Source organism: Enterococcus plantarum (assembly GCF_001730295.1).
GTDB lineage: Bacteria > Bacillota > Bacilli > Lactobacillales > Enterococcaceae > Enterococcus_L > Enterococcus_L plantarum.
In genome coordinates this window covers 156,650-176,603 of record NZ_MIKA01000023.1, presented here as the reverse complement: position 1 = coordinate 176,603, position 19,954 = coordinate 156,650, and the positions used below count along the sequence as shown (strand labels likewise).

21 protein-coding genes and 1 pseudogene are annotated in these 19,954 nt (G+C 33.8%); 20 read left to right on the top strand and 2 right to left on the bottom strand.

The annotated features are described in order from the left end of the window. Positions 1-26: 26 nt before the first annotated feature. The 3 genes from BCR22_RS09055 to BCR22_RS09045 are packed head-to-tail and all read left to right on the top strand — an operon-like array spanning position 27 to position 3,824. Complete coding sequence (locus tag BCR22_RS09055) at positions 27-1,472, top strand: class I SAM-dependent DNA methyltransferase (protein WP_069654607.1); 1,446 nt, start codon at positions 27-29, stop codon at positions 1,470-1,472. Continuing rightward, positions 1,469-2,854: a restriction endonuclease subunit S gene (locus BCR22_RS09050; protein ID WP_069654606.1), complete on the top strand. Its 1,386-nt coding sequence runs from the start codon at positions 1,469-1,471 to the stop codon at positions 2,852-2,854. Before BCR22_RS09055 ends, BCR22_RS09050 begins: the two co-directional genes overlap by 4 nt. A 28-nt stretch (positions 2,855-2,882) precedes the next feature. After that, positions 2,883-3,824, top strand: coding sequence for a DUF5655 domain-containing protein (locus tag BCR22_RS09045; RefSeq protein ID WP_069654605.1), 942 nt, complete (start codon positions 2,883-2,885; stop codon positions 3,822-3,824). 30 nt (positions 3,825-3,854) lie between these two features. Here the strand turns inward: BCR22_RS09045 and BCR22_RS09040 are convergent, their stop codons facing one another. After that, positions 3,855-4,121 carry a hypothetical protein gene (locus BCR22_RS09040; protein WP_069654604.1) on the bottom strand — a complete coding sequence of 89 codons (267 nt, stop codon included), beginning with the start codon at positions 4,119-4,121 and terminating at the stop codon, positions 3,855-3,857. 1,025 nt (positions 4,122-5,146) lie between these two features. Between BCR22_RS09040 and BCR22_RS15050 the strand changes: the two genes are divergently transcribed. The 7 genes from BCR22_RS15050 (at position 5,147) to BCR22_RS09015 (ending at position 12,282) form a co-directional block, all read left to right on the top strand. Further along, the gene (locus tag BCR22_RS15050; RefSeq protein WP_083241800.1) at positions 5,147-7,183 is read left to right on the top strand and encodes a hypothetical protein; all 2,037 of its coding nucleotides are present in this window, start codon (positions 5,147-5,149) and stop codon (positions 7,181-7,183) included. Positions 7,184-7,193: 10 nt separating this feature from the next. Then, on the top strand, positions 7,194-8,690 hold the full coding sequence (locus BCR22_RS15045) for a DEAD/DEAH box helicase (protein WP_083241799.1): 1,497 nt from the start codon (positions 7,194-7,196) through the stop codon (positions 8,688-8,690). A gap of 34 nt (positions 8,691-8,724) precedes the next feature. Next, on the top strand, positions 8,725-9,222 hold the full coding sequence (locus BCR22_RS09030; RefSeq protein WP_083241798.1) for a restriction endonuclease: 498 nt from the start codon (positions 8,725-8,727) through the stop codon (positions 9,220-9,222). 384 nt (positions 9,223-9,606) lie between these two features. Continuing rightward, entirely contained in the window at positions 9,607-9,774 is a 168-nt protein-coding gene (locus BCR22_RS15430) for a hypothetical protein (protein WP_167351519.1), read from the top strand. A gap of 356 nt (positions 9,775-10,130) precedes the next feature. Further along, positions 10,131-10,799: a TetR/AcrR family transcriptional regulator gene (locus tag BCR22_RS09025; protein WP_069654602.1), complete on the top strand. Its 669-nt coding sequence runs from the start codon at positions 10,131-10,133 to the stop codon at positions 10,797-10,799. Continuing rightward, complete coding sequence (locus tag BCR22_RS09020; RefSeq protein ID WP_069654601.1) at positions 10,777-11,742, top strand: alpha/beta fold hydrolase; 966 nt, start codon at positions 10,777-10,779, stop codon at positions 11,740-11,742. Before BCR22_RS09025 ends, BCR22_RS09020 begins: the two co-directional genes overlap by 23 nt. Before the next feature lie 9 nt (positions 11,743-11,751). Continuing rightward, positions 11,752-12,282: an alpha/beta fold hydrolase gene (locus BCR22_RS09015; protein ID WP_069654600.1), complete on the top strand. Its 531-nt coding sequence runs from the start codon at positions 11,752-11,754 to the stop codon at positions 12,280-12,282. Positions 12,283-12,562: 280 nt separating this feature from the next. On the opposite strand, the pseudogene BCR22_RS16100 reads toward BCR22_RS09015, so the two are convergent. Then, a pseudogene (locus BCR22_RS16100) lies at positions 12,563-12,676 on the bottom strand (hypothetical protein); the annotation flags it as partial. Positions 12,677-12,846: 170 nt separating this feature from the next. Here BCR22_RS16100 and BCR22_RS15960 point away from each other — a divergent pair. From BCR22_RS15960 to BCR22_RS08975, 10 genes are all read left to right on the top strand, one after another. Next, on the top strand, positions 12,847-12,993 hold the full coding sequence (locus tag BCR22_RS15960; RefSeq protein WP_338030538.1) for a peptidoglycan amidohydrolase family protein: 147 nt from the start codon (positions 12,847-12,849) through the stop codon (positions 12,991-12,993). A gap of 7 nt (positions 12,994-13,000) precedes the next feature. After that, positions 13,001-14,170: a peptidoglycan amidohydrolase family protein gene (locus BCR22_RS15955; RefSeq protein WP_338030537.1), complete on the top strand. Its 1,170-nt coding sequence runs from the start codon at positions 13,001-13,003 to the stop codon at positions 14,168-14,170. A gap of 384 nt (positions 14,171-14,554) precedes the next feature. Beyond that, a complete protein-coding gene (locus tag BCR22_RS15425; RefSeq protein ID WP_167351518.1) occupies positions 14,555-14,695 on the top strand; it encodes a hypothetical protein in 141 nt (46 codons plus the stop codon). Between the two features lie 192 nt (positions 14,696-14,887). After that, on the top strand, positions 14,888-15,745 hold the full coding sequence (locus BCR22_RS09005) for a MerR family transcriptional regulator (protein ID WP_069654598.1): 858 nt from the start codon (positions 14,888-14,890) through the stop codon (positions 15,743-15,745). A 511-nt stretch (positions 15,746-16,256) separates the two neighbouring features. Next, positions 16,257-16,532 (top strand): BMC domain-containing protein, encoded by a 276-nt coding sequence (locus BCR22_RS09000; protein ID WP_069654597.1) that lies wholly within the window; start codon positions 16,257-16,259, stop codon positions 16,530-16,532. Positions 16,533-16,561: 29 nt separating this feature from the next. Next, the gene (locus BCR22_RS08995) at positions 16,562-17,566 is read left to right on the top strand and encodes a DMT family transporter (RefSeq protein WP_069654596.1); all 1,005 of its coding nucleotides are present in this window, start codon (positions 16,562-16,564) and stop codon (positions 17,564-17,566) included. 1 nt (position 17,567) lies between these two features. After that, a complete protein-coding gene (locus BCR22_RS08990; RefSeq protein WP_069654595.1) occupies positions 17,568-17,852 on the top strand; it encodes a hypothetical protein in 285 nt (94 codons plus the stop codon). Between the two features lie 12 nt (positions 17,853-17,864). Next, a complete protein-coding gene (locus BCR22_RS08985) occupies positions 17,865-18,161 on the top strand; it encodes a BMC domain-containing protein (protein WP_069654594.1) in 297 nt (98 codons plus the stop codon). Between the two features lie 17 nt (positions 18,162-18,178). Then, positions 18,179-18,502, top strand: a complete 324-nt coding sequence (locus tag BCR22_RS08980; RefSeq protein ID WP_069654593.1) for a BMC domain-containing protein — start codon at positions 18,179-18,181, stop codon at positions 18,500-18,502. Then, positions 18,503-19,939 carry an aldehyde dehydrogenase family protein gene (locus BCR22_RS08975; protein WP_069654592.1) on the top strand — a complete coding sequence of 479 codons (1,437 nt, stop codon included), beginning with the start codon at positions 18,503-18,505 and terminating at the stop codon, positions 19,937-19,939. It begins immediately after the preceding gene. The last annotated feature ends 15 nt before the right edge of the window (positions 19,940-19,954 follow it).

The following is a 19,954-nucleotide window of genomic DNA, read 5'->3' as shown; positions in this document are numbered from 1 at the left end:
TCTATTGTGGAGGAAGAGGAGAAACAATGACAAATAACGAAATTGTTCAGAAATTATGGAAGTTAGCGGATGTCTTAAGAGATGATGGTGTTAGCTATCAAAACTATGTGACAGAATTAACATTTATTTTATTCTTAAAAATGATGAAGGAACAAGGAGATCGCTCTGAGAGCAAAATTCCAGAAGGATATCGTTGGGATGATTTAGTTTCTAAAGAAGGATTAGAGTTAAAAACGTTTTATCAAAAACTATTAACGGATTTATCAAATCCTAAAATCGCTAAAGACTCACGTTTGCAAATGATTTATCACAATGCTTCAACAACGATTGATGAACCAAAGAATTTAGAAAAAATTATCAAGGCAATTGATGATTTAGACTGGTATAATGCCAAAGAAGAAGGTCTTGGTGATTTATACGAAGGATTACTGGAAAAGAATGCAAGCGAAACGAAATCTGGTGCTGGTCAATACTTTACACCAAGAGTATTAATTGATGTCATGGTTGAATTGTTAGACCCTAAACTAGGTGAGCGCTTAAATGATCCAGCAGCTGGAACATTTGGATTTATGATAGCGGCAGACCATTACTTAAAAAATAAATTTGATCATTATTTTGATATTGCACCTGACTTAGCTGAATTTCAAAAAAAGGAAGCTTTTTCAGGAATGGAATTGGTACCTGGAACACATCGTTTAGCATTGATGAATGCTTTGCTACATGATATTGAAGGTCGTTTAGAGTTGGGGGATTCATTATCTACGAATGGGAAATGGATGAAAGACTTTGATGTGGTGTTAACCAATCCACCTTTTGGTACAAAAAAAGGTGGAGAGCGGGCAACTCGTGATGATTTGACATTTGAAACCTCTAATAAACAGTTAAATTTTTTACAAACAATTTATAATTCGTTAAAACCAAACGGTAAATCTCGTGCGGCGGTTGTTGTTCCAGATAATGTTTTATTTGCTGATGGTATCGGAGAACAAATTCGACGTGACTTGATGAATAAATGTAATGTTCACACTATTTTGCGTCTACCGACAGGTATTTTTTATGCTCAAGGAGTACAAACCAATGTATTGTTTTTTGAGAGAGGTACTTCTGAAAAAAATAATACAAAAGAAGTTTGGATTTATGATATGAGAAATAATATGCGCTCCCTTGGAAAACGCAATCCTTTGACGATACAAGATTTTGAAGAATTTATTGCATGTTATCACCAAGAAAATATTGAAGAACGAAAAGAAATATATACACCTGAAAATTCTAATGGACGTTGGCGAAAATATACGATAGAAGAAATCATGGCTCGTAATAATGCAACGTTAGATATTTCATGGTTGGAAGCAGAGAGTACTGCACCAGACTACACACTCGATGAAATGCTACAGTTAATGAAGGAAAAATCTCAAATTATTTCAACTACGGTTTCTGAGTTGGAAAGCTTGTTGGGAGAGATTGATCAATGATTGATACAAAAGTCTTGAAAGAAAAAATATTAGATTTAGCAATGCGAGGTAAATTGGTCGAGCAAGATCTAACTGATGAACCTGTAGAACAGTTATTGAAAAAAATGCAAGAAAAAAAAGAACAGCTTATTGAAGAAAAGAAACTAAAGAAAGAAAAAAAACTTCATAAAATCACTAATGAAGAAGCACCTTTTGAGATACCAAAAAATTGGAAATGGGTTAGAATGGGAGAAGTTGTTCAACTTATTTCTGGTCGTGATTTAAAAGCAACTGAATACAATACAGATGATAAGTTAGTACCTTACATTACGGGAGCAAGTAACTTTGAAAATGGTCGTCTTTCTATTAATAGATGGACAGAAAAGCCTAGTGTTTTATCAAAGAAAAATGACTTGTTAATCACTGTTAAAGGTACTATAGGAGAACAAGCTTTTTTAAATATTGAAAGAGCTCATATAGCTAGACAAGTAATGGCAATTAGAGATACTTTTAATTGTATAGAGTTACTATATTTAAAGAAGTATTTGGATTTAAGAATGAGAAGTTTAAAAATGACTGCCAAAAGCATGATACCTGGAATAACAAGAGATGATTTATTAAATCAAATTATTCCCTTTCCCCCTTTAAATGAACAAAAACGTATTGTAAAAAAAATAGAAGAACTATTTTCTAAAATTGATTTGTTAGAACAAAGTTTACAAGATTTTAATCAATTGACAGATTTAATGGATCAGAAGATTCTAGAAGTAGCAATGCAAGGAAAATTAGTGAAACAAAATTCAACTGACGAACCCGCTTGTGACCTGATTGGAGAAATTCAAGAAAAAAGAACAAAAGGAGAAAAGTTAGTATCTTCATTTATAGAAAAAGAGATACCATATCACATTCCCGAAAATTGGGAGTGGGTTTGTTTAAAAGATGTAATGAACTTGTTGAATGGAAGAGCTTATAAAAAGCATGAACTCCTTTCTAATTCTACTTTAACACCTGTTTTAAGAGTAGGAAATTTTTTTACAAATAAAAGTTGGTATTACTCTGACCTGGTTTTAAGCGATAATAAATATGCTGAATCAGGAGATTTATTATATGCTTGGTCAGCTTCCTTTGGACCAAAAATTTGGAATGGAGGTAAAGTAATTTATCATTATCATATTTGGAAGTTAGAATTATTTGAAGTCAAAATGAAGGAATATATTTATTATTTTTTGAAGGAGAATAAAAATGAAATAAAGAAAAATTCTAATGGTTCAACAATGATTCATATAACAAAAGAAAAAATGGAAAATCTACCTATACCGTTACCTCCTCTAAATGAACAAAAACGTATTGTAAAAAAAATAGAAGAGTTACAATTTTTAACAGAAAAACTAAGAAATAACTAATTTTTATTCGTAATACGGAGGTGTTGTTTTGGTTCTTTATAATGTAAACAAACAAGAAATGACAGAAATTCAAGAAGAAGTTTTTACCAACGAAAAAGAATTACAAACATTAATCGAAACTAATTTAGATATTTTATTTAACTTGAAATTTGTTTCTACAGAATTCTCTGTAGATAACTTTCGTCTTGATACCGTTGCGTATGATGAAGAAACAAAAAGTTTCGTGATCATCGAATATAAAAAAGGGAAACGTTTTAGCGTGATCGATCAAGGTTATGCATATTTAAATACATTGGTCGCTCATAAAGGTGAATTTGTACTAAGCTACAATGAACAATATCCTGATCAGATAAAACGTATCAATGATATTGAGTGGTCACAAACACGTATCATTTTTGTCGCGAATGACTATACTAGTTATCAGTTTGGCGCAATAAATAATCCAGATTTACCAATAGATTTAGTTAAGGTGCAGAATTACAAGAATGGGCTAATGAATGTAGAGATGTTAGCTAAAACTACAGTTAAGCAAAATATAACTGCCAATCACAAAAAAGAAGATATAAATAGAAAAGGCCTATCTAAGGAAATCAAAGTATACACAGAAGAGGAACATGTTGCTAAAGGCTCTGAAGAGATTCAAGAACTTTATGAAGAGCTAAAGGAGCTTATTTTAAGTTGGGATAGTGCAATTCAAATTAAACCAGTAAAACTATATAATTCTTTCAAGCTAAAACGAAATATTGTTGATATTCATATTCAAAAAAAAGCGTTAAAAATTTGGATTAATTTAAAATATGGTGAACTTCATGATCCAGAACATACAGCTAGAAATGTAAGTGAAACGGGACATTGGGGCAATGGTGATTATGAAATTCTTATGAAGGACAATCAAAATATTGAATATATAGCTAGTCTTATCAAACAATCTTGGCGCTACCATAAACATGAAAATAAACAAAAAAGCTGAAAATAATTTCGTTTTCAGCTTTTATCTAATTTATATTTTCCCTCTCTGAACCATCCTCGCTACAATCTCCTCACTCTCCTTCAAAACTACCTCAAAATCCCCAGAAAAAACCTGATACAACTGCTGACAAGAATAATACCGCATCCGCATATCCTTCTTATTCCTCGTAACCTTTCCATCAAAAAACTCATCCAAATAAACCAACGACTTCTGCCAAGATCGAAGCTTGATTAACTCACTCCGCACATCCAAAATATCCTGATAAGGTACCGCCTTCAAATTCTGTTCTTTACTCATCACTACACATCCATTCCTATTTTTTTGAAAAACCAACAGGAAAATAAAAAACGATCAGACCTATCTGTGCCTCATCGTGTGCAATAGTTCGCCAAAGAACACATGAAATCGTCAAAAAGATGGAAGAATCCAGCAAAGAGACTAGTAAAATCAATCAAAATTAAGTACAATAAAACATGCGAGTACTTCGGTACGCGCTATCGGCAACTCGGATAAGCAGTCGTTGCTGTTTATCCGGGGCCTTGCAACGTGATTCCAGTCAGGTTGTAAGGTGCCGTTTTTTATTTTTCTATTTTTAAACTTGTACATCGCTACGTTTCATTATCACCACCATCGATAAAAATCAGACCTAGAATAGAAATAAAAAAGGCATTGGCGCAATGTCCAATACCTGAATAAGTCAATAGTACCTTAAAGAAACCTAGCAATCCTTTCTAGTGGTAGATCAAAAAGAGACACAACAAAAAAGCTAGAGATTCGTTTACTATTGGCATACTTGTGCGGACAGTTCCTGCTGTTTTCAAGACCATTTCCGTTCGGTGCCAGCCAAACAAAAAGGTGCCAAGGATTAAATTGTCATAAAGTTGAGTGATGTTCTGAATCAGGACTTACTCAGCTTTTTTTATTTCCATTCTATACACTAAGTATAAAAAAATCGACAGCGAGAATCAAGGCGAACAGAGGAAAAAAGCGAACAAAAATTCGGAATTTATAATTATACTAAAACTATCATCCTGAAATTTGGGGCAAAGACGTCTATCTGCCAATTCTAGAAGGACAACAAACTAGATGATTAAGAAGGAATGATTTGAAAAAAACTTTAAAAAATTGGTTTTATAAAAGTAAGGGAGTTGAGTGAGTTTCTGTATCAAAAAACTGCTTAACTTTTTTAGTATTGGAAATGATGGAGAGAATGAAGACACACTGTGAATAAAATTTGTTTCAAATGGATAATAAATACAAAAAGTAAAAGATAATATGGTACAATTAGTTTTAAAAATAAAACGAAAAGTGGTTTTTTTGAAATGGAAAATACTAAATTAGTGACGGATATTATCGAATATTGGAGAATGGTTGAGTTTCTTGATCAGAATAAGTTTCCATACCCTTCTAAATTACAAGTAAAACAGATAAAAGATGTTTTATCAAAACGAAAAGTGCATTCAAATTCTTTAACTATTTTTGAAAATATCCCTTTAAATACAACTGTGAAAGAAACAATAAGCAAAAGAGAAGAAGTAATAAAGGTGTTTCCTTTTGAGGGGGCGGCAATTCATATTATGGTAGGGAAAGTTGCTCGAAACAGTATAATTGAAGCACTCTTCTCGCTAATAAAAGAAAAAGAAATCGTAGAGAAAAATCGTGAAAAAATTTGTATGTACGCCTTGAAAGTAACAAAAGAAGGAACATATATTAAAGGATCACTTAAAGTTTCTCCTTTACTTTGGGGAACGGCTATTTGTTTCCATTATCCAGACAATATCAAAAACAAGATGTCTCTTGCGGAATATGACCAAACCATGGATAATATCGAGAAGTATTTTATGAAAGAACACGATGAATTATTTGTTGATGATACATTATTAAAATCAATGTATGATTATATTTATGAGATATTTGTTAAACGTTGGGTGAAAAATATTCAAGCGACTTTTGAGGGCTCATTGATTTATACTAGATTCAAAACGAAAGATGAATTGGAACGATTAAACGATTCTCTTGAAGATTATAGCGATCTAATGACAGGTTTTTTTCAGAAAGACTTTGAGATGGTAATTGATCAATTAAAGCAGGAGATATTACCATCAAAAGACTTTATGAATTATGTGACAAGTTTAATGGCTCATTCTTTTGATAAAGAAAAATCTAGAAAAATAAACATTCGTACTGAAGATAATTTCTTGAAAGAATTATTAGATCCTGCAAATGCACCCATAGGTAAATGGCCATCAGATCATCAGCCAGCATTGATGCAGCAAGTGGCGATTAATGCTTATTTGACGAATAAAGATGATTATTTTTCAGTCAATGGTCCTCCGGGTACTGGAAAAACAACACTACTAAAAGAGATTGTTGCACATAATGTGGTAAAAGTAGCTTCTTTATTATCTGAATATGACCAAGCAGATGATGCATTTGTAAAAAGAACATTTAGTGATGGGACAAAAAAAGAAAATGGTTATGATAAGAAGTTTGGAAATTATTATGCATTTAAAAATGACGAAATTTCAAAATATGGTATGTTAGTTGCTTCATCGAATAATGCAGCTGTTGAAAACATAACCAAAGATTTACCAGAGTACGAAAGCTTACATGACTCACTAGCATCAGAACAGTGCAAAGAAATTAAACAATTATTCGATTTAACTAAAGAACAAAACACACTTGAATTTTCATTTTCAAGTTTTACGAAAGACAATAAACGAAAAACAGTTGATTTAGTGCAAAAAGATATCTATTTTTCAGCTTTAGCACATGACCTGAAGAATAACGAAGAAATGGAAAATGTAGATTTATTTTCTGAATGGGGGTTGATATCTGCTCCGCTTGGAAAGAGAAAAAATTTGAAAGATTATTACTACAAAGTTGTTGATCCCATCATAAAAAACATTGGAGCTCATTCATTTGATAATAAAAAAGAATTTGCCAATGCTAAATCTATATTTAAAAAGCAGTTAGAAAAAGTCATGAGAATTCAACAAAAGCTTTCTGAAACTAGTAAAATAATGAATGTCAGAGATTCAAAGCTATATACGGCAGACTTACAGCAAAATGAATTAAAAAAGCAGATCATTCATAAGGAAAAACAACTTAAAACTGAGCAAGAAAGAATACGTGTATTTGAAATAAAAATGAAAGAAATACAAGGTATATTACTAGAAAAAAACACTGAACGAAAGTCTTCAGAACTAAACGTGGAAGAAGTAAACAATCATTTAGAGAGTCTGAAAAGTGAGCTTAAAAATTGTAAAGAACGAATCACAGAATTAGAAGATAATCGGAAATTTATCGAAATCATTTTTAGGCAAATGGCTAACAACACAACGATTGACAGAAATTGAAGAAGAGAAAATGAAGCGAGATGAACTTATAAATCAGAAAAGTTTGATTTTAAAATCGAGAAATCCACTTGAAGAACAATTGAAAGTAATTATAAATGAAGAAGTAAAGATTGAAAAAGAATATAAAAAGGTCAATAAAAATGCTCAAATTATAAAAAATGAAACTGCTTATTTGGAAGAATCAATTAACGATGATAAGCAAAAAATCCTTCTTCTTGATAGAGTGAAAGAAGTGATCACAAATGATTATATCGAACAAGTACGTACTTTAAAGGCTGATGGAATTACGGTTATTGATGAGCAATTCTTTAGACAGCTACATTCTAATAATGAAAAAGAACAATTGTCGAATCCTTGGACGACAGAAGAATACAATCGTGAAAGAGAAAAACTATTTTATTTGGCACTACAAGTCAATAAATATTTTGTTTTATCGTCGAAATATGTTAGACATAATTTAATTAATTTAGGGTGCTTATGGAAGTTTAGAAAAAATAGTGAGCAAGAAATGTGTCACTTTTCTACTAAAGATAAACGAGCAGCATATGAGCATTTATTGAATACAGTCTTTCTGATTACACCTGTTATTTCCACAACATTTGCCTCAGTAGCTAGATTTTTAGATGGAATTGAAACACCGAAAAGTTTAGGACAATTAATTATTGATGAAGCTGGGCAAGCAACCCCACAAATGGCTGTTGGAGCATTATGGCGATTTAAGAAGTCAATTATTGTAGGAGACCCAAAACAAGTAGAACCAATTGTTACAGATGATGTTGATGCTTTAATGCGCTTGTTTGTTACAAAAGAATTATCCGATTATCAAGATAAAAAAATCTCTGTGCAAAGTTTTGCCGATAGTATCAATGTTATTGGTACGACATTGCTTAATAGCGAAAAAGAAGAAGAGTGGGTTGGAAGTCCGTTGATTGTTCATAGAAGATGTTTAGAGCCAATGTTTACGATTTCTAATGCATTATCATACAACAACACGATGATAAGCTGTACAAACAAACCAAAAGATATAGTGAGTCAGTCCTTTATTAAACTTGAATCAAAATGGGAAGATGTGTCTGGAAAAGAAATGGGAGATAAAGATCATCATGTTCTAGAACAAGCTAAAGTCGCATTATCTTATGTAGAAGAAGCATTTAGGCGAGTACCTGACTTGCCTAGTCTATATGTCATTTCACCATTTACGAGTGTGATCAATGGTTTTAAAAAGATAGCAGGACAATCTGAAGCATTAAAAAGAATTGCAGGCGATTATTTAGATTATTGGTTGGAAGAAAATTGTGGAACAGTTCATCGTTTTCAAGGGAAAGAAGCAAACGAAGTGATATTTTTACTTGGCTGTGATTCGACTGCTAAAGGAGCCGTTCGCTGGGTAAACGATAATATTGTAAACGTTGCTGTGACAAGGGCCAAGTATCGTCTATATGTGATTGGTGATCGAGCGCTTTGGCAAGACAATGAATCAATTAAGTTAATTCAAGGTGAGCTTTAGTTTATACTAAAATAACATGTTTATAGGAGAATATATGAATACAAGTGATTGGTTAGCATTAGTGAAACCCTTATTAGAAAATAAAGTGATTTGGTTAGTAGTAGGAATTATGCTCCTAAACTACATATACAAAATCATTACATTTTTTATTGAAAGAAATAAAAATTATGAATTAAAAGACATTGACCAAATGACTGGAGAAAAATTCGAACATTATTTTGCTAATGTGTTGAGGAAGTCAGATTATAAAAAAGTGAAAGTGACACAATATCAAGGAGACCAAGGGATTGATGTTTTAGCACAAAAAGAAAATCGGAAGATAGGCTATCAATGTAAAAGATATAAGAAAAATGTTGGGAATAAAGCTGTTCAAGAAGCGCATGCAGGAAAAAGCTTTTATGATTTAGAGGATGTTTATGTGGTTACAAATAGCTACTTCACAAAGTCTGCAAAAGAATTAGCTCATAAAACTGGAGTTTACTTAATTGATCGAGACGAACTTTATAAACTAATTAGAGATATAACGAATTAGTTACTCTAAATCATTCGAAATTTTCTAAAATATTCAAGAATTTATTATTATAAATAGCAGTGACACGATCTCTAATAGTGTGAGAAAGTGAATAAACAAAAAGTTGAGTAATGTTCTAAATGAGAACTTATTCAACTTTTTTATTTACATATTATAAATTCGACAGAAATAGTTTGATATTGGCAGTTAAAGAAAACGAAAATTCATTTTTTTAAGAAAGTTTGACAGACAAATACGCAACTTTTAATTTTAAAAACTTCATTAAAAGTCTATGTATGAAATAATCATTCCCAATAATTTTAAACATATCCGAACTTTATTAGATAACACTTATGTTAGTTCATACTTATCATTAAAAATAATCGTTTAAATTTATAAAGGAGTTTGATTTGGTGGAAGCAATTAGTAGTAATAGCACAGTTTCTGATGCACTTACGAGAGAAAATTTTTTCAGCATTGAACACATTAAATAGTGATATATTAGTCACAGCAGATGAGCAATCAATTGTTTCAGGAAATGATGTAGCTAAAAATGCAATCAAGGACATGTAACTAATGGTTCAAGCAATTAGTATAGCGATTGTAAAAGATTCAAATAACATAAAAAGTGTCGTGTAGAATTTTAGGAAGCAGATACGAAAGTTTGGAGAATGATGAGTGGTTTGATGTGATTATATGAAAGAAAAGCCTTCAGAATGGGATAATTTTTTATTGAAGGAACCACAATTAGATATTGAGTTATATGAGATCACTCAAGTACTAAAACTAAACGTTACCGAACGTTAAGTATTCGAAATACCCAATAAGAAGCCAAAAAAAGTATAAAATCAATACAATTTGACATTCCTCAAAAATAGCGTATGATAAAAACATACCGATTGAATGTTTTTTCAGAAGGAGAGATCACAATGGCTAAAAAATATACAGCTGAGGAAGCAAAATCATTAATTCTAGATGTTTCGACACAATTATTTATCGAAAAAGGCTACGAAAAAACATCTATTTCCGACATCGTCAAAGGTTTAGACGGTTTAACCAAAGGAGCCGTTTATCACCACTATGCATCTAAAGATGAGATCATAGATGCCGTCGTCAGACGATTTATTCCTAACGAATCTGCCTTAACAGCAATTATGGAAAAAGATAAATTAAATGGATTAGAGAAAATTCAGGCTCTGTTATTTGAAGGGATGTTCAATAGTGAGGCCAGTCAGTCTCGTATCCTTAGTTTTACCTTATTAGATAATCCTAAATTCTTTTCAATGTATATTCGAACGATGAATGAAATCATGGCACCATTAGTAGAAACCTGTTTGATCGAAGGAAATAAAGATGGATCTGTCACAGTCGCTCAACCGAAACAAATGGCTGAATTAGCGATCTTGATTTTAAGTACATGGTTTATTCAAGCGTTGTTTCCAAATACAGTAGAGACCTTTTTTGAAAAATTAATGGCTGCCAAAACAATGCTTGAGAATACTGGGATGCCAATTATCAGTGATACGTTTTTAGAGAAACTTGACCAACAAATTATGATAAAGGCGGCAGAACTAAATGACCAAACAACTGAAAACTAAATCACTAGGTGTCAGACTATTAAAAGGACTTGGCAAAGTAATCTTAGGTATAATCACCATCCTTATTGTGTCCTTAGTAATTACCTTTACGATTCACCAGATAAGTTTAAAAAGTGAAGCAAAACGAATTGAGTCTTATGGTGAGAAATTAAAAGTCTTTGATGGTGAGATAAACATTGTCGATGAAGGTAAAGGAAAGAAAACGATTTTACTTTTACCAGGGCAAGGAACAGCCAGTCCTTATTTAGATTTTAAACCGATGATCGAGGAGTTGAAGAAAGAGTATCGTGTGGTTACGATTGAGCCATTTGGCTATGGATTAAGTAGCCAAACGAATCGACGTCGTAGCGTTGAAAATATTGTAGAAGAAATCCATCAAGTAGCCAAAGAATTAAATATTTCTAAGTACACGTTGATGGGACACTCGATTGCAGGTCTTTATGCGGTGAATTATGCCCGAGTTTACCCAAATGAAATGGAAGGCTTTGTGGGAATTGATTCTAGCACACCAGAACAGCCTTGGCCGGGTGTTGATATGTCAGTCTTTGACTTCTTAAAAACGGCAGGTGTTTTTCGAGCGTTGATCAAAGTTAGCCCAGAAACGGGTTTAGGCGTGAGTCAAGATAACCCTGACTTTGAACAGATTAAGTTATTGACGATGAAGAACATGAGTAGTCCTGCGATGAAAGATGAGCTTCAAGAATTAAGGAATAGCTTCACTGATTCTCGTGGCTTAACGTATCCAAAAAATATGCCGGTTTTATTATTTGTTGCAGATAATGATAGGAATCAAAAAAATTGGCTTGAGATGCATCAAGATCAGGTGAGAGAGTTAGATAAAGGAGAATGGATTCAATTGCTAGGTGCCCATTATTTACACCACACACAAATGGAAACAATCGTAAAAGAAACAACCAATTTTTTGAAAAACGGACAGATTTGAGGAATGACTATGAAAAAAATAGTTAGGGTTTTAGGTATCTTAGTCGGAAGTTTATTGGTGGTTGTGCTTCTTGTTTTTGTCGGAATTTACGCAAATAATAAAATACAACTACAAAACAAAACTAAAAAAATTATTCCTTATGGTCAAGAAGTGGAAGTGGATAACAAATCTCTACGTGTTCAAGTGACTGGGAAAGGTGACGAAAAAATGGTGTTGTTACCAGGTTATCTAACAAGTTCTCCTGTACTTGCTTTTCAACCGCTAGTGAATGAGTTATCAAAAGAATATCAGGTCGTCATGGTGGAACCATTCGGCTATGGGTTAAGTGATGACACGGATAAAGTACGTTCAATTGAGAATGTAACGAGTGAGCTTCATCAGGCGTTGAAGCAGTTGAATATCAGCTCGTATCACTTAGTAGGACATTCTATTTCTGGTGTTTATTCACTTGCTTATATCAATGAGTATCCAAATGAAGTGAAAAGCTTTATTGGGATTGATAGTAGTTTGCCCGACCAAGGTGGAGTGGACGATAATTAAGGGTGGGTAGTTAAGTTATTAAGTCAATCAGGTATCTATTGTCTATTCGCTGACGTCGACCAGACATTTTTAAATCGAAAGAAGACACTGAACAGTTTAAATATATTTCCTTCAAAATTTACATGTAGTCCATCGAGACGTGCGATTTTTAGACACTCTTACAGCGTTATTTGTTTTGAATATCGGTTCAGAGCTAATTAGTTTTTTTAGAACTAGTTTTATTTCAAACATTTGGTGGATTTGTTGTACTTCCAGTTTTTGCTGGCATTAAGTTTGTAGATCATTTTTTTATAACTGAAATGTAGTAGAGTTTTGTCTTTTTATATGCCTCGATAAAGTTGAATATTGCTGTTTGAGCTGGATCAATTGTTGTGAAATTTTCATGATTGATTAGCTCTTTTTTATATTCATTTACTTTTTAAGACTTTAAAATTCAAAAAAGTAATAAGAAAGTATTTAGACAGATGTTTAGGAGTAAATGGATGGTTTTTAACTCTTTAAGTTCGTTAAAATGTAATCGAGTTAATGGCGCCGTTAACTAATTTGAAACAGGAGGAATTAATAATGGGAAATATTGAAACAATGATTAAATGGATGAAAGATAGAGAAGGAAAGGTTTCTTACAGTATGACCAGTCGTCTAGGACCGAATAGTTATGATTGTAGTTCAGCAGTTTACTTTTCGCTAAGAGCTGGTGGTTTTTTTACCTGATGGAAGTATGGGAAATACAGATACTTTGTTTGGTGATTTAGAACGAAATAATTGGAAACAAATTCCAAAGACAAATGGTGTTTTTGAAGTGCAAAGAGGAGATATTTTTATTTGGGGAACTCGGGGAGCATCTGGTGGGGAATACGGACATACTGGGATTTTTGTTGATAGTTCAGCAAATATTCTTCACTGTAACTTTGGATATAACGGTATTACAACAAATCCGCATAATAATATTTGGATTGCGAATGGTCAACCACCGATTACAGTATACAGATCAGCAACTGCCACACGCCCACCAAAACCAACACCTTCTAAAAAATTTAAGGTAGGGGAAATTGTGACCTTTACTAACATCGCAATGAATTGGGTAGGTGGTACAAAAATTGGTTTTTTCAGTATGGTTCGAAATTTCCGAGTAAATCGCTTAAATGATGATGGTACAATTTATATTCGCATGATGGATAATTCATGGGGGGGAAATGTTTATGAACGAGATATTCAACTTGCTTCAAACAACAGTATTGAACGAAATGATGTTGTAAAACTTCGCCCACAAGCAAGTCATTGGGTCAATGGAAATGCGATCAATATTGATAACAAAACGACACGTATATTCCATGTAAAAGCACGTAAAGGGAACCAATTGCTTTTATACGCTGATTCTGCAGGTGGATGGGAAGTTTGGACATATGATTGGGACTGTATTTTAGTAAGTAAATTTAAAGTAAGTAAAACGGGCTCGTATGGTAATCCAAATAATATTCAAGCAAATGAAAAAGTCACGTTTGGACAATTTGCAACGAAATGGAAAAATTACAAAGGAGTCAGTTCAAATGTGACGATCAAGTTGAATGAATACAATAGCGTATATAATGTTTTACAAAGAAATAGGGACAATACAATTCGCATCCAATCACAAGAAGATGCAACAATTCATGGCTGGATCAAAGTTTCAGAAGCAGAGAAAGCTCCAAATAATCAATTCAAACGAGGCGATTATGTAAAACTTAAAGCGTCTGCTACGCATTGGGTAAATGGTGATGCAATCGTTATTGAGAATAAAACAACTCGATCATTTTTAGTCAAAATTAGAAATGGGAATACATTGTTAGTTTATTCGGAAGCTGCAAATGGATGGCAAACCTGGGTTTATGACTGGGATGTTACGAAGTGAAAATAATAACATATATTTATAAGAAAATATTGAATAACTATTTAAAATAACTAAATTATTTTTTAGTGATCAATTTAACGAGGTTTCTGCAGCTTACTTGGCAAGACCTCGTTGAATTAAGATTTGAATTATGTGTTGTACATTTGAATAATCTGAATCAATGTGTTTATAAGTATATAATTAGAGTGTAAATTACTTTATATTGTTACGTTTCCTCAAAAAATAATATCTTTAGAATAATTAATAATAGGCATGTGACTGTTAATGCAGGCAGGACCTAAATAAAGCATTTTTCAACAGATGGAGTTTAATTCTGATGAGTGTTTATTTAGTTTCTGTGTATCTTTTGCTTAGAATTTGGCTAATTATGAAGGAGAAAAAGTGATGACCTATAAAGAAACTGCTATGTCGTTCTTAACACGGATCGGCGGAAAAGGAAATTATCTACTTAGGCGTCTCTATCAATCGATTGATTTTTTATTAGTAGCACATTACGTATCTAAAAAGAGTGAAAGAAAGGAATAGAAATGGGATCGTCAATAGCTATATCTTTTTTACATTAACTAAATAGGCTAGTTTCATAAATTGTACCAGTATATTCAACGATAGTGATGATGAGTTTACAAAAAAATAAAATACCAATAACCTCGAAATTCACTTGACAATTGTGCAGATATTCTCAATAATATAAGTGGTTGCGAGTAATGGAGATGTCTAATGAATACTACTAAACTATCTAAAAAGACTAATCAAATGTACTCTATTGGTGAAGTTGCTAAATTATGTAATGTTTCCCGCAAAACGTTACGTTTTTATGAGCAACTAGGCTTGTTGAAACCGGATCATGTCAGTCTGGATAATGGTTATCGGTACTATACGGAAGAAACAATGAACAGCATACCTGTAATCAAGTATTATAAACAAATGGGGTTTAAATTACAGGAAATGAAAGGGGTTCAACAGTCAGGGGATTATTTTTATCACGAAACGATGTTTTTGACGAAGCTAGAAGAACTAAAACTTGAAGAGCAACGAATTTTTGATAGTTTTACTGCTGTATCAGATTGGTTGGGTTTGATTAGAGAAGGAACGATTGCGAGCGAAAATAGCATGCGAAGTGTCAATGTTAAATACTTCGAGCAAGAAAACTATGTATTTTTAGAGCAAGAATTTAGTCAAAATTATATGGATGCCGTCATCAATATTCCTTGGGTAAACTATTTAGAAGAACAAAAATGTGCAATCACAGGACCAGTTATTTTACGGTTTGAAGATTGTGGAGAAGAGGACTTTCACTGTTCAAAAATGATGATCATGCAAAAGCCGATTCATGCGCAAAATATGAATATGCCAAAGAGAATGATTGGTGGACAGATGTTTTTATCTAGCTATCATTTCGGTGATTTGGCCAATATCGGTCAACAATATAAAAAAATGAAAGCGTGGGCAAAAGCAAATCATTACCGCTGTAAAAACGAAGTGTTTCAACGGTATGTCATTGATTATTGGTCGACTATGAATGTCGATAAGTTTGTTGTTGAACTATTGATACCAGCCGAAAAAATTAGATGTTAGGCTAGAGGAGGAGTAAGCGATCCATTTGGATTGTGACTCCTTTTTTTTGTAAGGAAATACAAAAGGTTCCCCTAAAGGGGAACCTTTTTAGGCGTTATTAAAAGATTCAATAGAGCTTTCAATAGTGGTTTTTCAATACCTAAAATCGTTATTTATTTTTTCAGTCTATTCGAAAGAGAGTACGTAATGGCATGATTGGAGAACAGCAAGTGTTTCTTCATGTGAAAAAATGATCATGTAGTGTACTACAAAAAAATGCTTACTAAAAGTACGAATTAGAATAAGAATAATTATCAGCTCTTATTAAAGAGCCGATTTAGCGCTGTTTTTCTCAATGATTCTCAATTAGAAAATCCAATTAAGAATCCCTTCTGTACTAGTACAGAGTGAACTGTGTTACATACCAAAAAAAAAATAAAAAATAGATTGACTACGCCCTTAGGGGTATCGAATATTATGAATTTGTCAAAAAGAAAGCGTTTTTTAAATCAAAAATGAGAGGAAGAACAATATGAAACATGATGCATTAGGAATGGTGGAAACAAAAGGAATGATCGGATCAATCGAAGCAGCAGATGCGATGGTAAAAGCAGCAAATGTTTCACTGATTGGAAAAGAATTTGTGGGTGGCGGCATTGTAACTGTAATGGTTAGAGGCGATGTAGGTGCTGTTAAAGCCGCAACGGATGCCGGGGCAGCAGCTGCAGAACGTGTTGGTGAATTATTATCAGTTCATGTAATCCCGCGTCCACATAGTGAAGTAGAAGGTATTCTACCAAATAGATAATTGAAAATAATGATTAAGGGGAAATAGACATGGAAAGTGGAAAAAATATTTCTTGTGTAAGTGCAGATGTTAAGATGGAGGACGCTAAAAAGGGATTTCGAGTGAAAGGAATCAGTAATGGGATTATTTCAGGGATTACGTATGGCATCTATTCAACACTTGTTGTTGTAGCGAGTGGTTATGACCCACTTATTAGTGCAGCAGGATTTCTAGCGGCACCGTTTGTCTGTTCTGGTTTAAATGATTTTTTTGCAGGGATATTTCTTTTATTTTATAACGCAAAACACGGCAGATTGAAAGAACTAACGAGAACACTTCAGACTAAGCCGGGTAAATTGTTAGTGATTGGTTTTCTTTTGGGAGGACCAATTGCTAATGGTGCCTATCTTGTTGGATTAGCAATGGCTGGAGCGTATGCGATTCCTATTTCAGCGACATGTAGTTTGTTTGGCGCTTTATTTTCTTGGATTTTTCTTAAGCAAAAACCAACGGCACGAATCGTATTAGGAATGGTCGTCGTCGTAGCTGGGGCTATCACTATTAATTTAGTGAAACCAGAAGGAGCACCCAATTTTACATTAGGAATTATCTGTGCACTTATTGCAGCGATTGCTTGGGGGTTAGAAGGTGTCTTTTCAAGTTTTGGAGGAGCGATGATCGATACGGATGTTGCTGTCAATTTACGTCAATTGATCTCAGGGCTCGTTGTTTTGATCATTGTTGTTCCAGCTGTTGGTGCATTTAATTTACTATTTGGCACTCTAGCAGCCGTAACACCTGTCTTGTGGTTAGTTTTGTCTGGATTAAGTGCTGCGGTTTCGTTTTTAACATGGTACAAAGCCAATGCGATGGTTGGTACAGCGATTGGCATGTCTTTGAATGTTACGTATGCATTTTGGGGTGTGCTGTTTAGTGTTATTTTCTTAGGACAGACATTAACACCAACAATGGTGATAGGTTCAGTTATTATTGTGATCGGTGCGATCTTAGTAACGATGAATCCATTGGACTTATTTAAAAAGGGGGAAGAGTAGGATGCTTTTGCCTAGTAGAACGGCTGTTTTAAATCAAATGTATGATCAAAAAGAGGTAGATGTTACCCAAATCATGGAGAAACTAAAAGCACAATATGGGCATGAAAAACAGTTTAATGAGAAATTGTATTTAGAACATATGATGGCTTTGGAGGCCAATGGGTTAGTCGAATTAACGAGCTATGATTTAGATAACAATGACAAATTGGTTATTTATTACAAAATTACAAACGATGGTATGACAACCGTTGATAAATATGTCGATAAAAAATATCGTTCAGTATAAGGAGGGAATGCATTGAGATATCGTGGCGAAGAGGCGTTAGGATTAGTTGAAACGATTGGACTTGTTCCAGCATTAAAAGCTGCTGATGAGATGTTAAAAGCTGCCAATGTCGAACTGATTTCTTATGAAAATATTGGCTCTACTTTAGTTACAATCATGATCAAAGGAGATATAGCGGCTGTTGAAGCCTCTGTTGCAGCAGGAGCTAAGGCGGCGGAGGAGATTGGCAATTTAACAGCATACAATGTGATGCCTCGACCAATTTCATATGTCGGTGATATTGTTTCAGTTCATGATATAGATAGCTAGTATAAGGAGGAAGAGAAGTGAAGACGTATGAAGCAATTGGTGCAATTGAAACATTTGGCTTAGTGTTTGTGCTAGAAGCTTGTGACGCAATGTGCAAGGCTGCAAATGTTGAGTTGGTTGGGTATGAAAATGTTGCCTCAGGATACATTTCTGTCATTGTGCAAGGAGATGTTTCGGCATGTCAGTCCGCTGTTGAAGCGGGGATTACAGCTGTCGAGAAATTAGGGGCGAAAGTCTACAGCTCAGTTGTGATTGCAAGCCCTCATGGGGATTTAAATAAAATGATCGATCGTTATCAATTAAGTAATCTTTTACCGATTGAGGAGGGAGATGCAGGATAGATGCACTACGTAGATGAAGATTTGCTATCCATCCAAGAAGCACGAATTTTAGCTGAAACAGCTCGTGATGCACAACAGCTAATAAAAGAATATGAGCAAAAAAATCTTGATAAAATCGTCAATCAACTTCTTAAAGAGATTGAACCTGACATTAGTCGATTTTTGGCAAGCGAAATAGAAGAAACCGGTATGGGGAATTACAACGATAAAGAACGATTGATCGTTGAATTTATGAGAGCGTTATCTAAAGAGTTGGATCAGCAGGTTTGTGTTGGAAATAGTGTAGAAGATTCAGCGGGGAATATTCTACAAGTCGGGGTCCCATTAGGGGTGATCCCAGTTCTATTACCAGCCGAAAGCGCGACCTTAAATACGCTCTACAGTTTAACGATTGGAATAAAATCAGGGAATGCAATGATACTTATGCCACATGCGAAGTCTCAAAAAACAACACAGCTCGTTTTTCAAAAGGTCAGAGAGATTTGTGAACAAAATGGGTTACCAAAAGGATGTTTGGCATGCCTCAGTTCTATTACAGAAAATGGAGTAAAGGAATTATTAACGAGTCCGCATAGTTCAATGATTTTAGCTATTGGTAATCAAAACTATATCAACGCAGCCAATTACCAACAGCCGGTCATTTATGGCGGATCGGGTGCTATACCTGTTTTTATCGAACGTTCAGCAAACCTAACACAAGCTGTCAAAGCAATCATAGAGAGTCGTTCCTATGATTGTGGATTATTACCTGCAGCAGAACAGTATTTAATTGCCGAAGGTGTCATCGCATCTGAAGTGAAAGAATTGTTACAGCAGTATGGTGCACATTTTTTATTAAAAGAAGAAGAAGCGCATTTGCTAGCATTGTTACAGCCAAAAAATAATCAAATAAATCCTTTGTGTATTGGCAAAGATGCCCTTTGGCTAGCCAAAGAAGCAAAAATAAATGTAGCACCCACAACAAAACTATTGGTTTCGGAGCAACAGTATATACACGACGAAGACCCTTTTGCTAATGAAATGAAGTGTCCAGTTTTAGCCTTTTATTTAGAACCGGATTGGATGCATGCTTGCGAAAAATCGATTCGGTTATTGAAGGAAAAAAATAATGGGCATACGTTAGCGATCCATTCTCATAATAAGTCAGTGCTGAAAGAATTTGCCTTAAAGAAACCTGTTGGTCGTATGATAGTGAATGCGGCGGCGACTAGGGCAAGTATGGGATTGGAATCAACTTTACCTGTATCAGTTATTCTGGGTGGTTTTACAACGGGTAAAGGGATCAGTGCAAAAAATATTACGGCTAAAGATTTAACATATATTCGAGAAATCAGCTACCCACTTGATGGAATTATTGAAGATAGAACAAATGAACCAGACGTAAACTTAGAGACAGAAGCGTTAGAAAAAATCTTAAAAAAAATAATGGAAAAATAAATTGTTGTAAAGTGA

Excerpts from the sequence above, each read along its gene's own strand:
- BCR22_RS09055 (WP_069654607.1), top strand. The coding sequence starts at position 27 with ATGACAAATAACGAAATTGTTCAGAAATTATGGAAGTTAGCGGATGTC.
- BCR22_RS09050 (WP_069654606.1), top strand. The coding sequence starts at position 1,469 with ATGATTGATACAAAAGTCTTGAAAGAAAAAATATTAGATTTAGCAATG.
- BCR22_RS09040 (WP_069654604.1), bottom strand. The coding sequence starts at position 4,121 with ATGAGTAAAGAACAGAATTTGAAGGCGGTACCTTATCAGGATATTTTG.
- BCR22_RS15050 (WP_083241800.1), top strand. The coding sequence starts at position 5,147 with ATGGAAAATACTAAATTAGTGACGGATATTATCGAATATTGGAGAATG.
- BCR22_RS15045 (WP_083241799.1), top strand. The coding sequence starts at position 7,194 with ATGAAGCGAGATGAACTTATAAATCAGAAAAGTTTGATTTTAAAATCG.
- BCR22_RS09030 (WP_083241798.1), top strand. The coding sequence starts at position 8,725 with ATGAATACAAGTGATTGGTTAGCATTAGTGAAACCCTTATTAGAAAAT.
- BCR22_RS09025 (WP_069654602.1), top strand. The coding sequence starts at position 10,131 with ATGGCTAAAAAATATACAGCTGAGGAAGCAAAATCATTAATTCTAGAT.
- BCR22_RS09020 (WP_069654601.1), top strand. The coding sequence starts at position 10,777 with ATGACCAAACAACTGAAAACTAAATCACTAGGTGTCAGACTATTAAAA.
- BCR22_RS09015 (WP_069654600.1), top strand. The coding sequence starts at position 11,752 with ATGAAAAAAATAGTTAGGGTTTTAGGTATCTTAGTCGGAAGTTTATTG.
- BCR22_RS15960 (WP_338030538.1), top strand. The coding sequence starts at position 12,847 with ATGGGAAATATTGAAACAATGATTAAATGGATGAAAGATAGAGAAGGA.
- BCR22_RS15955 (WP_338030537.1), top strand. The coding sequence starts at position 13,001 with ATGGGAAATACAGATACTTTGTTTGGTGATTTAGAACGAAATAATTGG.
- BCR22_RS15425 (WP_167351518.1), top strand. The coding sequence starts at position 14,555 with ATGACCTATAAAGAAACTGCTATGTCGTTCTTAACACGGATCGGCGGA.
- BCR22_RS09005 (WP_069654598.1), top strand. The coding sequence starts at position 14,888 with ATGAATACTACTAAACTATCTAAAAAGACTAATCAAATGTACTCTATT.
- BCR22_RS09000 (WP_069654597.1), top strand. The coding sequence starts at position 16,257 with ATGAAACATGATGCATTAGGAATGGTGGAAACAAAAGGAATGATCGGA.
- BCR22_RS08995 (WP_069654596.1), top strand. The coding sequence starts at position 16,562 with ATGGAAAGTGGAAAAAATATTTCTTGTGTAAGTGCAGATGTTAAGATG.
- BCR22_RS08990 (WP_069654595.1), top strand. The coding sequence starts at position 17,568 with ATGCTTTTGCCTAGTAGAACGGCTGTTTTAAATCAAATGTATGATCAA.
- BCR22_RS08975 (WP_069654592.1), top strand. The coding sequence starts at position 18,503 with ATGCACTACGTAGATGAAGATTTGCTATCCATCCAAGAAGCACGAATT.